This is a genomic window from Streptomyces solicavernae (assembly GCF_029968095.1).
Taxonomy (GTDB): domain Bacteria; phylum Actinomycetota; class Actinomycetes; order Streptomycetales; family Streptomycetaceae; genus Streptomyces; species Streptomyces solicavernae.
The window spans coordinates 19,484-32,844 of sequence record NZ_JASCIR010000035.1 but is presented as its reverse complement, the minus strand read 5'-3'; the positions used below and the strand labels follow the sequence as shown (position 1 = coordinate 32,844).

The 13,361-nt window shown below is 70.9% G+C and carries 15 protein-coding genes; 9 read left to right on the top strand and 6 right to left on the bottom strand.

The window, feature by feature from the left end; all coding sequences use genetic code 11:
- Nucleotides 1-68: 68 nt before the first annotated feature.
- The 5 genes from QIS99_RS27680 to QIS99_RS27660 all read left to right on the top strand — a co-directional run bounded on the left by QIS99_RS27680 (nucleotide 69) and on the right by QIS99_RS27660 (nucleotide 4,847).
- Nucleotides 69-554 carry a VOC family protein gene (locus QIS99_RS27680; protein ID WP_282516418.1) on the top strand — a complete coding sequence of 162 codons (486 nt, stop codon included), beginning with the start codon at nucleotides 69-71 and terminating at the stop codon, nucleotides 552-554.
- A 157-nt stretch (nucleotides 555-711) separates the two neighbouring features.
- A complete protein-coding gene (locus QIS99_RS27675) occupies nucleotides 712-2,151 on the top strand; it encodes an MFS transporter (protein ID WP_282516417.1) in 1,440 nt (479 codons plus the stop codon).
- 56 nt (nucleotides 2,152-2,207) lie between these two features.
- Nucleotides 2,208-2,447: a ribbon-helix-helix protein, CopG family gene (locus tag QIS99_RS27670; protein WP_282516416.1), complete on the top strand. Its 240-nt coding sequence runs from the start codon at nucleotides 2,208-2,210 to the stop codon at nucleotides 2,445-2,447.
- Nucleotides 2,444-2,878: a type II toxin-antitoxin system VapC family toxin gene (locus QIS99_RS27665; protein ID WP_282516415.1), complete on the top strand. Its 435-nt coding sequence runs from the start codon at nucleotides 2,444-2,446 to the stop codon at nucleotides 2,876-2,878. Before QIS99_RS27670 ends, QIS99_RS27665 begins: the two co-directional genes overlap by 4 nt.
- Before the next feature lie 172 nt (nucleotides 2,879-3,050).
- Nucleotides 3,051-4,847 carry a DEAD/DEAH box helicase gene (locus QIS99_RS27660; RefSeq protein ID WP_282516414.1) on the top strand — a complete coding sequence of 599 codons (1,797 nt, stop codon included), beginning with the start codon at nucleotides 3,051-3,053 and terminating at the stop codon, nucleotides 4,845-4,847.
- Between the two features lie 158 nt (nucleotides 4,848-5,005).
- On the opposite strand, the gene QIS99_RS27655 is transcribed toward QIS99_RS27660, so the two are convergent.
- A complete protein-coding gene (locus QIS99_RS27655) occupies nucleotides 5,006-5,293 on the bottom strand; it encodes a hypothetical protein (RefSeq protein ID WP_282516413.1) in 288 nt (95 codons plus the stop codon).
- Nucleotides 5,294-5,801: 508 nt separating this feature from the next.
- Here QIS99_RS27655 and QIS99_RS27650 point away from each other — a divergent pair.
- From QIS99_RS27650 to QIS99_RS27640, 3 genes are all read left to right on the top strand, one after another.
- Nucleotides 5,802-6,443, top strand: a complete 642-nt coding sequence (locus tag QIS99_RS27650; RefSeq protein ID WP_282516412.1) for an IclR family transcriptional regulator — start codon at nucleotides 5,802-5,804, stop codon at nucleotides 6,441-6,443.
- Between the two features lie 154 nt (nucleotides 6,444-6,597).
- Nucleotides 6,598-7,395 carry a S16 family serine protease gene (locus tag QIS99_RS27645; RefSeq protein WP_282516411.1) on the top strand — a complete coding sequence of 266 codons (798 nt, stop codon included), beginning with the start codon at nucleotides 6,598-6,600 and terminating at the stop codon, nucleotides 7,393-7,395.
- The gene (locus QIS99_RS27640; RefSeq protein ID WP_282516409.1) at nucleotides 7,389-7,514 is read left to right on the top strand and encodes a hypothetical protein; all 126 of its coding nucleotides are present in this window, start codon (nucleotides 7,389-7,391) and stop codon (nucleotides 7,512-7,514) included. Before QIS99_RS27645 ends, QIS99_RS27640 begins: the two co-directional genes overlap by 7 nt.
- Here QIS99_RS27640 and QIS99_RS27635 read toward each other — a convergent pair.
- From QIS99_RS27635 to QIS99_RS27615, 5 genes are all read right to left on the bottom strand, one after another.
- Nucleotides 7,501-8,469 carry a glycine betaine ABC transporter substrate-binding protein gene (locus QIS99_RS27635; protein WP_282516408.1) on the bottom strand — a complete coding sequence of 323 codons (969 nt, stop codon included), beginning with the start codon at nucleotides 8,467-8,469 and terminating at the stop codon, nucleotides 7,501-7,503. The two genes, QIS99_RS27640 and QIS99_RS27635, sit on opposite strands and share 14 nt — an antisense overlap.
- Nucleotides 8,466-9,317 carry an ABC transporter permease gene (locus QIS99_RS27630; RefSeq protein ID WP_282516438.1) on the bottom strand — a complete coding sequence of 284 codons (852 nt, stop codon included), beginning with the start codon at nucleotides 9,315-9,317 and terminating at the stop codon, nucleotides 8,466-8,468. Before QIS99_RS27630 ends, QIS99_RS27635 begins: the two co-directional genes overlap by 4 nt.
- 128 nt (nucleotides 9,318-9,445) lie before the next feature.
- The gene (locus QIS99_RS27625) at nucleotides 9,446-10,753 is read right to left on the bottom strand and encodes a betaine/proline/choline family ABC transporter ATP-binding protein (RefSeq protein ID WP_408909651.1); all 1,308 of its coding nucleotides are present in this window, start codon (nucleotides 10,751-10,753) and stop codon (nucleotides 9,446-9,448) included.
- A gap of 55 nt (nucleotides 10,754-10,808) precedes the next feature.
- On the bottom strand, nucleotides 10,809-11,456 hold the full coding sequence (locus tag QIS99_RS27620) for an ABC transporter permease (protein WP_282516407.1): 648 nt from the start codon (nucleotides 11,454-11,456) through the stop codon (nucleotides 10,809-10,811).
- Between the two features lie 38 nt (nucleotides 11,457-11,494).
- Nucleotides 11,495-12,049 carry an Lrp/AsnC family transcriptional regulator gene (locus QIS99_RS27615; protein WP_282516406.1) on the bottom strand — a complete coding sequence of 185 codons (555 nt, stop codon included), beginning with the start codon at nucleotides 12,047-12,049 and terminating at the stop codon, nucleotides 11,495-11,497.
- Between the two features lie 128 nt (nucleotides 12,050-12,177).
- Here QIS99_RS27615 and hppD point away from each other — a divergent pair, with 128 nt between their 5' ends.
- Complete coding sequence (gene hppD / locus QIS99_RS27610; RefSeq protein WP_282516405.1) at nucleotides 12,178-13,326, top strand: 4-hydroxyphenylpyruvate dioxygenase; 1,149 nt, start codon at nucleotides 12,178-12,180, stop codon at nucleotides 13,324-13,326.
- Nucleotides 13,327-13,361: the final 35 nt, after the last annotated feature.

The window sequence follows — 13,361 nt, the reverse complement described above, 5'->3', positions numbered from 1 at the left end:
AGTCGCGCGTGCCCCGCGGTCCGCCCAGGAGCCGCGTGTGCCCCGCGCCCGACGGAAGGGAAGCTCTCATGGCCACGCCACAGAAGATCAAGACCTGCCTCTGGTACGACGGCCGGGCCCAGGAGGCCGCCGAGTTCTACACATCGCTGTTCGACGACTCCCGCGTGACGGAGGTGCAGCGCTACGGCGAGGCCGGCCCGGGGGAGCCCGGCAGCGTCATGGTGGTCCTCTTCGAGCTCGCCGGGACCCCGTTCATGGGCCTGAACGGCGGCCCCGAGTTCACGTTCAGCGAGGCCTGCTCGGTCGCCGTCGACTGCGAGGACCAGAAGGAGGTCGACCGGCTCTGGTCCGCACTCACCGCGGACGGCGGCGCGGAGGGCCCGTGCGGCTGGCTCAAGGACAAGTACGGCTTGTCCTGGCAGATCGTGCCGCGCGCCCTGGACGAACTCCTCGCCGACCCGGACCCCGCCCGCGCCGCCCGCGCGATGAAGGCGATGCTGGGCATGGGCAAGCTGGACGTCCAGGCGCTGACGGACGCGGCGGACGGCAAGTGACGCGTCCCTGAGGAGAGGCCGTAGTCAGAGGAGGAGCCGTAGTCGGAGGAGGAGTCGTAGTCCTGCGAGCGAGCGGCGGGACGTACGACCAAGGGACCAGTCTCCGCCCGCCCAACGTCAGGTCCCAGTAAGGGAGTTGCCCCTTACGCTGGCGCGCATGACCACGACCGAACGGGACACACGCATCCTGCGGGAGGCGAAGCGCGAGGGCGGGGTGCTGCGTCGCCCGTACCGCGCGCTGAGCATCGGCATCGTCTCCGTCGTCCTCCTCATCGCGTTCGAGGCGACCGCCGTCGGCACCGCGATGCCGGTCGCCGCACGGGAGCTGGACGGCGTCGCGCTCTACGCCTTCGCCTTCAGCGGATACTTCACGACCAGCCTCTTCGGCATGGTCCTCGCCGGTCAGTGGGCCGACCGGCGCGGCCCGCTCGGCCCGCTGACCGCCGGGATCGGCGCGTTCGCCGCGGGCCTGCTGCTCTGCGGCACCGCGGGCGCCATGTGGCTGTTCGTCCTCGGCCGCGCCGTGCAGGGCCTCGGCGGCGGCCTGGTGATCGTCGCGCTGTACGTGGTGGTCAGCCGGGCCTACCCGGAACGGCTGCGTCCGGCGATCATGGCGGCGTTCGCGGCGAGCTGGATCGTGCCGTCGATCGTGGGACCGCTCGCCTCCGGCACGGTCACCGAACAGCTCGGCTGGCGCTGGGTGTTCCTCGGCATCCCCGCCCTGGTCGTGGTCCCGCTGGCGCTCGCGCTGCCCGCGATCCGCCGCATGGCCGCGGGCCCGCCCGACGGCCGGCCCGCCGCCTTCGACCCGCGCCGCATCCGCCTCGCCCTCGGCATCTCCGGCGGCGCCGCGCTGCTGCAGTACGCGGGGCAGGACCTCAGCGCCTGGTCGCTGCTGCCGGCCGTCGCGGGGGCCGCGCTGCTGGTGCCGTCGGCGCTCGGGCTGCTGCCGCGCGGGACGTTCCGGGCCGCGCGCGGGCTGCCCGCGGTGGTGCTGCTGCGCGGGATCGCGGCCGGGTCGTTCATCGCCGCGGAGTCCTTCGTACCGCTGATGCTCGTCACCCAGCGCGGGCTCTCGCCGACGATGGCCGGGTTCTCGCTCGCGGTCGGCGGTGCGACCTGGGCGCTCGGGTCCTGGGTGCAGTCCCGGCCGCGCCTCGAACCGCACCGCGAGCCGCTGGTCCGGCTCGGCATGCTGCTCGTCGCCCTGGCCATCGCGGCGGCGCCGACGGTGCTCGTCGACTCCGTACCCGTGTGGATCGTGGCCGTCGCCTGGGCCTGGGGCTGCTTCGGGATGGGCCTGACGCTCTCGTCGACGAGCGTGCTGCTGCTCAAGCTCTCCGCGCCGAGCGAGGCGGGCAGCAACTCGGCCGCCCTGCAGATCTCCGACGGCCTGTCCAACATCCTCCTCCTCGCGGCCGGCGGCGCGGCGTTCGCTGCGCTTGGCGGGGGAACGGTGGGGGCGGCGGGCCACGGGGCGGGGGCGGGGTCGAACCCCGGCGCGTTCGTGGCGGTCTTCGCGCTGTCGGTGGTGGTGGCGCTGGCGGGGGTGTTCGTGGCGGGGCGGCTGCGGGAGCGGCCCAGGAACGCCGCGTAGTCGCATCACCACTCATCCCTTGCGCATCATGATGCGTCAGAAGTACGCTTTGATGCATGAGGACGACGGTTGATCTTCCCGAGGACGTGATCCAGGAAGCCAAGCATCGGGCGGCGCGCAGACGTGTCTCGGTGAGTGCGGTCATAGAGGACGCGATGCGTGCCGCGTTCGCGCGCGATGCCGCCGCCGCGCAGAACATCGTCAAGCTGCCCACGTACGGTTCCGGCGGAGTCCGCCCCGGAGTGGACCTCAGTGACAACAGCTCGCTGCTCGACCTCATGGACGGCGTCGAGTGATCTTCTGCGATGCGAACGTCCTCGTGCACGCCTTCCGCAAGGACGCGGAGGAGCACGATGCGTACAACAGGTGGCTGACGGAGCGGCTCAACGGCGAGGAGCCGGTGGCGATCAGCTCGGTGGTGGCGAGTGGGTTCGTGCGCATCGTCACGCACCCGAGGATCTTCCCGGACCCCGCGCCGGTGGCGGCGGCGCTGGAGTTCGTGGAGGCGCTGCGCCAGGCTCCGGCTGCCGTTCCGCTGCGCGAGGGCGAGCGCCACTGGGAGATCTTCGGGCGGCTGTGCCGCAAGGTCTCCGCGCGCGGAAACCTGGTCCCGGACGCCCATCTCGCGGCCCTGGCCATCGAGTCCGGTGCGACGCTCTACAGCGCGGACCGCGGATTCGCCCGTTTCCCCGGCCTCCGTTGGCAGCACCCCATGGACGAGGCCTGACGCGGAGGACGCCCCGTCGGACACTCCCGACCCTCCCACCCCGTCCATGTGACTCCAGTCCCAACCGCGGTCGGCCCGGCGGAGGGCACCCCGATCCGTGAACCCGCACCGGTAAGGTGGCCCGGTTGTCATACGTAGCCGAGCGCAGCGCGCAGGAACCCCGACGGAGACCGTGACTACTTCGACCGCCGCCACCTCCTCCCACCACCTCTCCCCCGCCTTCCCCGGCCGCGCCCCCTGGGGCACCGCCAACAAGCTGCGCGCCTGGCAGCAGGGGGCCATGGACCGGTACATCCAGGAGCAGCCGCGGGACTTCCTCGCCGTAGCGACACCCGGCGCAGGCAAGACGACCTTCGCGCTGACCCTCGCCTCCTGGCTCCTGCACCACCACGTCGTGCAGCAGGTCACCGTCGTCGCCCCGACCGAGCACCTGAAGAAGCAGTGGGCGGAGGCCGCGGCCCGGATCGGGATCAAGCTCGACCCGGAGTACAGCGCCGGCCCGCTCAGCAAGGAGTACCAGGGCGTCGCTGTCACGTACGCGGGCGTCGGCGTACGCCCGATGCTGCACCGCAACCGCAGCGAGCAGCGCAAGACCCTCGTCATCCTCGACGAGATCCACCACGCCGGAGACTCCAAGTCCTGGGGCGAGGCCTGCCTGGAGGCCTTCGAGCCCGCCACCCGCCGCCTCGCCCTCACCGGCACCCCGTTCCGCTCGGACACCAACCCGATCCCCTTCGTCACCTACGAAGAGGGCAACGACGGCATCCGGCGCTCCTCCGCCGACTACACCTACGGCTACGGCAACGCCCTCGGCGACGGCGTCGTGCGCCCCGTCATCTTCCTCTCCTACAGCGGCAACATGCGCTGGCGCACCAAGGCCGGGGACGAGATCGCGGCGCGGCTCGGCGAGCCGATGACCAAGGACGCCGTCTCGCAGGCCTGGCGCACCGCGCTCGACCCGCGCGGCGACTGGATGCCGAACGTCCTCAAGGCCGCCGACCAGCGCCTCAGCGAGGTCCGCAAGGGCATCCCGGACGCGGGCGGCCTCGTCATCGCCTCCGACCAGGACTCGGCCCGCGCCTACGCCAAGCTGATCCGCGAGATCACCGGCACGAAGGCGACCGTCGTCCTCTCCGACGACACCGGCGCCTCGAAGAGGATCGACGAGTTCAGCGGCGGCGACTCCCGGTGGATGGTCGCCGTCCGCATGGTGTCCGAAGGCGTCGACGTGCCCCGCCTCGCGGTCGGCGTGTACGCGACCACCATCTCCACGCCGCTGTTCTTCGCCCAGGCCGTCGGCCGTTTCGTACGGTCCCGCAGGCGCGGCGAGACCGCGTCCGTGTTCCTGCCGACCATCCCCGACCTGCTCGGCTTCGCCAACGAGATGGAGGTCGAGCGCGACCACGTCCTCGACAAGCCGAAGAAGGACGGCGAGGAGGACCCGTACGCCGAGTCCGAGAAGGAGATGGACGAGGCGAACCGGCAGGAGGACGAGGACACCGGCGAGCAGGAGCAGTTCTCCTTCGAGGCGCTGGAGTCCGAGGCCGTCTTCGACCGGGTCCTCTACGACGGCGCCGAGTTCGGCATGCAGGCCCACCCCGGCAGCGAGGAGGAGCAGGACTACCTCGGCATCCCCGGACTCCTCGAACCCGACCAGGTGCAGATGCTGCTGCAGAAGCGGCAGGCCCGGCAGATCGCACACAGCCGCAAGAAGCCCGACGAGGACGCCGACCTCCTCGAACTGCCCGCCGAGCGCCGCCCCGTGGTCTCCCACAAGGAGCTGCTCGAACTCAGGAAGCAGCTCAACACGATGGTCGGCGCGTACGTCCACCAGTCCGGCAAACCGCACGGCGTGATCCACACCGAGCTGCGCCGGGTGTGCGGCGGCCCGCCGAGCGCCGAGGCCACGGCCGGCCAGATCCGGCAGCGCATCGCCAAGGTGCAGGAGTGGGCCACCCGGATGAAGTGAGGCCGGGGGAGGGGCAGTTGGGCCCTGCCGGGTTCGTTCGGCCCTGTCTCCTCCCGCCTCCTGGGCTGCTCGGCGGCCCCTGTCTCCCGGCCCGTTCAGCCTCGTCGGCTTTCAGCCTCGTCGGCTTTCAGCCTCGTCGGCTTTCAGCCTGTGGGCTTTCAGGCCCGTCGGCCCGGCCGGTGGTGGCCCACCGCGACCATGCCCGCGCCCACGGCGAGGGTCAGCGCACCCGCCCCGACGATCCACGCCGTACCGGAGTCCTGCTCGGGCGGCAGCGGCTCGGCCGGACCGCTGCGGGCCGCGACCACCGCGACCGTCACCGGCGCGGCCGGGGCCGGGGCGAGCGGGCCGGAGGCGGCCGAGGCGTGCGCGGCGGGCGCCGCGCAGAGGAGCGCGCCGGTGGCGGCGGCGACGGCGGCCCAGGGGGCGGAACGGCGGAGCTTCATGTGCGGCGGCCTTTGCTGGCGGTGGACGGCCCGGCGCGGCGCGGCTTCGAGGGGCGGCGCGCGCACCGGGCAGTCCAGGACGTGAACACCGGTCGTGGACGGCTGAGCGCCAACGTAATGTGCGTACGGCACCTGCGGCGGCCGCAAAGGTCCCCGGCCGCGCGCCGGAGGTCCCGAAACGGGCGCGAGACCGGAAGCCCAAGGTCCGCAAAGCCCCCAAAGGGGCATACCGCAACCGATCGACGCCGATCCGTCGACGAAGGTGCCCGGATTCTGGACAAAGTCTTCCGCTCAGCGGGACGGGCTCGCTACTGTCCCCGGGAAATGCACACGCCCCGTGGCAGCGCCGCCGCGGAGCGCAGCCGGTGCCGGGACGGCACCCGGGGCGAGCGACGCCCCGGACGCCGCCTCGACCCACCTGTGTCCACTCACCTGTTTCGACTCACCTGATTCGACTCATCTGTTTCGACTCACCTCTGATTCGACTCACCTCTAAGGAGAGGGCGTCGTGACCGCGGAGACTTCCCAGACGCTCGACCGAGGCCTGCGGGTCCTCAAACTGCTCGCCGACACCGACCACGGCCTGACCGTCACCGAGCTGTCCCACAAGCTCGGCGTCAACCGCACCGTGGTCTACCGGCTGCTCGCCACCCTTGAGCAGCACACGCTGGTCCGCCGCGACCTGGGCGGCCGCGCCCGCGTCGGCCTCGGCGTGCTGCGCCTCGGCCGACAGGTGCACCCGCTGGTCCGCGAGGCCGCGCTGCCCGCGCTGCGCGCCCTCGCCGAGGACATCGGGGCCACGGCGCACCTGACGATGGTCGACGGCGCGGAGGCGCTCGCGGTGGCGGTGGTCGAGCCGACCTGGACCGACTACCACGTGGCGTACCGCACGGGCTTCAGGCACCCGCTCGACCGGGGCGCCGCAGGCAAGGCGATACTCACCGCCCGCCAGGGCCTGCTCAACGACCCCGGCTACACCCTCACCCACGGCGAGCTGGAGGCCGGCGCGAGCGGCGCCGCGGCCCCGCTGCTCGGGGTGACGGGCATCGAGGGCAGCGTCGGCGTCGTCATGCTGGCGGACTCGGTGCCTGAGCGGGTGGGGGAGCGGGTCCTCGACGCGGCCAAGGAGGTCGCGGACGCGCTGCGGTAAGGGCGGACGCGCTGCGGCAAGGAGGGGGCGAGCGCTGTCAGGGGCGCGGGGAACTGCGCGACCGGCCACGAACAGGCCGCAGGGCACGACCCGGCGCTGACCGGACAGCGAGGGGGTGAGCGGGCCCTCAACGGCACGCATTAAGTTGGACCCCGTGCTCTCTCGCCTCGCCGCCCTCCCCCGCCGTACCGCTCTCGCCCTCAGCGCCGTCCCCGTACTGGCCCTCCTCGGCGTGACCGCCTTCGCGCCGCTGCCGTACGCCGTGGCCCAGCCGGGCTCGACCGAGGACGTGCTCGGCGAGCACAAGGGCGAGCAGGTGATCACGGTCGAGGGCACGACCGCGCGGTCCACCAAGGGCAAGCTCCTGATGACGACGATCGCGGCGACGGGCCCGGACGTGGAGGTCGGCCTCGGCGACGTGATCGACGGCTGGTTCCGCACCGACCGCGCCGTGATGCCGCGCGAGGCGGTGTACCCGACCGGCGACTCCACCGAGGAGATCAAGAAGCACAACCTCGGCGAGATGAAGCGGTCCCAGGACGCCGCGGTCGCCGCGGCCCTGAACTACCTGGACGAGAGCCCGCAGGACGTACGGGTCGAGCTGCAGATGGAGGACGTCGGCGGCCCGAGCGCCGGACTGCTCTTCACACTCGGCATCATCGACAAGCTGGACGGCGACGGCAGCGGCGGCGACCTCACGGGCGGCCGCACCATTGCCGGTACGGGAACGATCACCGCCGACGGCAAGGTCGGCCCGGTCGGCGGCGTCGCCCTGAAGACCCAGGCGGCGGGCCGGGACGGCGCGAGCGTCTTCCTGGTCCCGGAGGCGGAGTGCGCCGACGCGAAGGCGGAACTCCCCGACGGGCTCCGCCTGATCCCGGTCACCACCCTCGACGGCACAGTGGAAGCACTGCGCGCGCTGAACAAGGGCGACAAGGTCCCCACTTGCTGAACCAGCCGCCGAACCAGCTGCTGAACCAGCCGCCGAACCAGCCGCCGAACCAGCCGCCGAACCAGCCGCTGAACCAGCCGCTGAACCAGCTGCTGAGCGAGGCCCTCACCCCTCCCTGACGAGCCCCTCAGTCACCAACCACTCCAGAGCCACCGAATGCGGATCCTCGCCGTCCACGTCCACCCGGGCGTTCAGTTCGCGGGCCACGTCGTTGTTGAGCCTGGCGGTGATCGGGGCCAGGACCTCCGCCAGTTCCGGGTGTTGCGCGAGGGACTTGCTGTTGATCTCCGGGGCGGCGTTGTAGTTGGGGAAGAAGCGCTTGTCGTCCTCCATCACCGTCAGGTCCATCGCCTTGATGCGGCCGTCGGTGGTGAACACCTCGCCGTACGTGCACGTGCCCTTCGCGGCCTGCGTGTAGATGATGCCGGTGTCCATCTTGGTGATGTTGGCGGGCGGGACGTTCATCCCGTACTCCTTCTGCATGCCCGGCAGGCCGTCGTTGCGGGAGGCGAACTCGCTCTCCACGCACAGCGTGACCGCCTGCGGGTCGGACTTCGCGAGCGCCGCCACGTCGGAGAGCGTCTTCGTGCCGTACTTCTTCGCGTTGGCCTGGTTGAGGGCGAGGGCGTAGGTGTTGTTGAGGTCGGACGGCGGCAGCCAGGTGATGCCGTTCGCCTTGTCCGCGTCCCGCACCGCCTCCCACTGCTTCTGCGGGTCGTCGATGGGCTCGGTGTTGCCCTGGTACGTGATCCAGGCGGTGCCCGTGTACTCGTACATCAGGTCCGCCTCGCCGCTCTTGACCGCCTCGCGCGCGCCGATCGAGCCCTGGATGCCGGTGCGGTCCAGGACGTTCGCGCCGGCCGCCTCCAGGGCGATCCCGGTGATCTGGCCGAGGATCAGCTGCTCGGTGAACTCCTTCGACGTGACCGTGAGATCGGCGCCCTCCAGCGGCCGGCCCTGGCCGACGATGCCCGGCCGGACGTCGTCCACCATGGGCGAGCCGCTGGTCAGCCCGCACCCGGCGAGCAGGGCCACCGAAGCCGCCAGGGCAACGGCAGTCGTAAGCCGCCTCATGAGCGCACCTCCAGACCCCGCGGCCGCAGCAACAGCTCGGCAAGGGACGCCAGCCAGTCCACGAGCAGGGCGAGCGCCACCGTGAGGATCGAGCCGAGTACGAGGACCGACATGCGCTGGTTGGTGATGCCCGTGGTGATCAGGTCGCCGAGCCCGCCGCCCCCGCCGAACGTGGCGAGCGTCGCCGTGCCGACGTTCAGGACGAGCGCCGTCCGCACGCCCGCGAGGATCAGCGGTACGGCCAGGGGGAGTTCGACCCTGCCGAGCACGCCGAGCGGGGACATGCCGATGCCGCGCGCGGCCTCCAGGAGCGTGGGGTCGTTGGCCTTCAGGCCGGCGATCGTGTTCGACAGGACCGGAAGCACCGCGTAGATCACGATGCCGAACAGGGCCGCCTTCTGGCCGATGCCCATCCAGATCACGAGCAGCGCGAGCAGACCGATCGCCGGGGTCGCCTGGCCGATGTTGGCGAGGGCCATCGCGACCGGCGCCGCGCCGCGCAGCCTGCGCCGGGTCAGCAGGATGCCCAGCGGGATCGCGATGATCAGCACGAAGAACGTGGAGATCACGGTGAGTTCGATGTGCTGGCGCAGGCGCAGCCACACATTGCCGTTCGCGAGCGCGTTCTCCGCGATCGAGTCGAGCTCCGCGTTGCGGAACCACAGCCAGGTGGTCAGCAGGACGATCGCTAGGACCGCCGGCAGGATCGTGAGCTTCTGCCAGGTGACACGCGGCGGCTGCCCGGCCGGACCGGACGGCCCGGCCGGTGCGGGGGCCTCGCCCTCGTCGCCGGGATCCCGGAACGGCACGCCCTTGACCTCGTGCTCGCCCTCCGGCCGCGTGGGCAGCGAGGACTTCGAGGACTTCGAGGACTTCGAGGACTTCGGGGCCTTCGAGGATTTCGAGGGATTCGGGGCCTTCGAGGACTTCGGAGACTTCGAGGACTTCGGGGACTTCGACGGTCTGCCCGGAGTGTTCACGCCCGCTCCTCCCCGGTGGCGTCGGCGCCTTCCTGCGCGCGGTGGGTCTGTTCGGCGCGCTGCTCCTCCAGGTCGTGCTGGTGCTCAAGGGCGTCCAGGCGGTCGGCCTCCAGGAGTTCGTGCACGGAGTTCATCAGCGTCTCCATGTCGACGACGCCCTCGTACGCCCCGCGCCGCCCCGTCACCGCGACCCGGCCCGCGTTGTCCGTGAGCACCGCCTCCAGCGCGTCGCGCAGGGTGGCGTCGCGGGTCACCGTGTCGTGGACGAGGGTGCCCGCGCGGGCCAGCGAGCCGCGGGCGCGCATCAGGTCGCCGCGGCGCAGCCACTTGTACGGGCGGTGGCGCTTGTCCAGGAGCAGGATCTCGTTGGTGTGGCCGTGGCGGAGCTTGTTGAAGATGTCCTGCAGCGGGTCGTCGACCGTCACCGTCGGGTAGTCCCGCACCTCCACGTCCCGTACGCGCGTGAGGTTGAGGCGCTTGAGGGCCGCGCCCGCGCCGACGAAACCGGAGACGAAGTCGTCGGCGGGGTTGGTGAGGATCGCCTCCGGGGTGTCGAACTGGGCGATGTGCGACCGCTCGCGGAGGACGGCGATCCGGTCGCCCAGCTTGATCGCCTCGTCGAAGTCGTGGGTGACGAACACGATGGTCTTGTGCAGCTCGTGCTGGAGCCGGATCAGCTCGTCCTGGAGGTGGTCGCGGGTGATCGGGTCGACCGCGCCGAACGGCTCGTCCATCAGCAGGACGGGCGGGTCGGCCGCCAACGCCCGGGCCACGCCCACACGTTGCTGCTGACCGCCGGAGAGCTGGCGTGGATAGCGGCCGCGGAACTCGCCCGGGTCCAGGCCGACCAGGTCCAGCATCTCCTCGACCCGGTCCTTGATCCTCGACTTGGACCAGCCGACCAGCTTCGGCACCAGGGCGATGTTCTGCGCGACCGTCATGTGCGGGAACAGCCCGGAGGACTGGATCGCGTACCCGACCTTGCGGCGCAGCTTCACCGGGTCCATGTCGGTGACGTCCTCGCCGCCGATCCGGATGCGGCCGCTGGTCGGCTCGATCAGGCGGTTGATCATCTTCAGCGTGGTGGATTTTCCGCAGCCCGACGGCCCTACGAAGATGACGAGTTCGCCCGCCTTGATCTCCATGTTGACGTCGTCCACCGCGGGGTTGGGGCTGCCGGGGTAGCGCTTGGTCAGGTCCTCCAGCTCGATGGTGGCGCCGGTGGCGGTCGCGGAGCCCGCCCCGCCGGCCGGCGCGGCCGTCGCACTCGTCCCACTCGTCCCACTCGTCGCAGTCTCAGACACGGATTCCCCTCGGTCAGGCACGGATGCCCCGCGGTCAGGCACGGATTCCCCTCGGTCAGGCACGGATGCCCCGCGGAATGGTCAGTCGCCCGATCAGGACGTACGCGGCGTCGAAGAGCAGCGCAAGGACGACGATCCCGAGCGTGCCCGCGAGCACCTGGTTCAGCGCGTTCTTGCTGCCCAGGGAGCCGATGCCGCGGAAGATCTCGTTGCCGAGCCCGGGTCCGGAGGCGTACGCGGCGATCGCGGCGATGCCCATCAGCATCTGCGTGGAGACCCGGATGCCGGTCAGGATCGGCGGCCAGGCGAGCGGCAGCTCCACCCGGAAGAGCCGCGCCGTCCGCGACATCCCGATGCCCTTGGCGGCGTCCACCAGGGACGGGTCGACGCCGCGCAGCCCGACGATCGAGTTCCGCACGATGGGAAGCAGCCCGTACAGGGTCAGGGCGATCACGGTCGGCGCGACGCCGAGCCCGACGATCGGGATGAGCAGACCGATCATGGCGAGCGACGGGATCGTCAGGATCGTGGAGGTCGTCGTCGTCGCCAGCGAGCCGGCCCACTCGCTGCGGTACGTGAAGACCCCGATGACCACGCCGATCACCGTGGCCACGACCATGCACTGGAAGACCGCGCTGGCGTGCTGGAAGGCGTCGGTCAGCAGCTGCTGATGGCGGGTGCCCAGGTAGTCCCAGAAGTTCACGCGGTTGCACCTCGGCTCTTCCGTGAGGCCGACGAGAGTCAGCGGCTGCCGGGCTCCAGTGACGCCGCCTGCTCCACCAGCGGGATGATCCGCAGGGGAACGGGGTTCTCCATGACGATCGCCGTGGCGGCCCGGACGATGCCATCAAAGCCCACAACCCTGTCGATCACACGTTGGAGGTCCGCGTTCGACCGGGCCACGAGGCGGCAGAGCATATCGCCGCTGCCGGTCGTTGTATGCAGTTCGAGCACCTCGGGCACGGTGGCCAGATGCGCTCGTACGTCGGCTCCCTGGCCCTGTTTGATCTCCAGGGTCGCGAACGCGGTGACCGGATAGCCGAGCGCCGCCGGGTCGACGTCCGGGCCGAAGCCGCGGATGACTCCGTTCGACTGAAGCCGGTCGAGCCGCGCCTGCACCGTGCCGCGGGCCACGCCCAGCCTGCGGGACGCCTCCAGGACGCCGATCCTGGGCTCACGGGCGAGCAGCACGATGAGGCGGCCGTCCAGCTCGTCGACGGTGGCGCCGACCGGCTTGCCGACCGGCTTTCCGAGCGGCCTTCCGGGCGGGCTTCCCGCGGGGGTTCCGACGGACATGGCGTGGATCACACTCCCAGTGGTCATCCTGCGCAGATCGTCCGGACATATTGGCCGCTGGCTATGCACATTGACCAGGGGATCAGCGAACTATTGCGCACCTTGTGGAACGGAGAGAACCTGCGGACATGACTGAGACCACCTCGCACGCCACCCCCCACACCGCCCGGCAGGCCGACCCCTTCCCGGTCAAGGGAATGGACGCGGTCGTCTTCGCCGTGGGCAACGCCAAGCAGGCCGCGCACTACTACTCGACCGCCTTCGGCATGAAGCTCGTCGCCTACTCGGGACCCGAGAACGGCAGCCGAGAGACCGCCAGTTACGTCCTGGAGAACGGCGGAGCCCGGTTCGTCTTCACCTCCGTCATCAAGGCCGCCACCGACTGGGGCCGCTTCCTTGAGGCCCACGTCGCCGAGCACGGCGACGGCGTCGTCGACCTCGCCATCGAGGTCCCGGACGCCCGCGCCGCCTACGCGTACGCGGTCGAGCACGGAGCCACCGGCATCGAGGAGCCGTACGACACCAAGGACGAGCACGGCACGGTCGTGCGCGCCGCGATCGCCACGTACGGCAGGACCCGGCACACCCTCGTCGAGCGCACCGGCTACGACGGCCCCTACCTGCCGGGCTTCGCGGCCGCGAACCCGATCGTCGAGCCGCCCGCCAAGCGGACCTTCCAGGCCATCGACCACTGCGTCGGCAACGTCGAGCTCGGCAAGATGAACGAGTGGGTGGCCTTCTACAACAAGGTCATGGGCTTCACGAACATGAAGGAGTTCGTGGGCGACGACATCGCCACCGAGTACAGCGCGCTGATGTCGAAGGTCGTCGCCGACGGCACCCTCAAGGTGAAGTTCCCGATCAACGAGCCCGCGATCGCGAAGAAGAAGTCGCAGATCGACGAGTACCTGGAGTTCTACGGCGGCGCCGGCGTCCAGCACATCGCGCTCGCCACCAACGACATCGTCGAGACGGTACGCACGATGCGCGCCGGCGGCGTCCAGTTCCTCGACACCCCGGACTCGTACTACGACACCCTCGGCGAGTGGGCGGGCGAGACCCGCGTGCCCGTGGAGACGCTGCGCGAGCTGAAGATCCTGGTCGACCGGGACGAGGACGGCTACCTGCTGCAGATCTTCACCAAGCCGGTCCAGGACCGGCCGACCGTGTTCTTCGAGATGATCGAGCGGCACGGATCGATGGGCTTCGGCAAGGGGAACTTCAAGGCGCTGTTCGAGGCGATCGAGCGGGAGCAGGCCCGCAGGGGCAATCTTTAGGCCTGAGCTCGTCGTTCAGTGGACGTAGTCCGGGG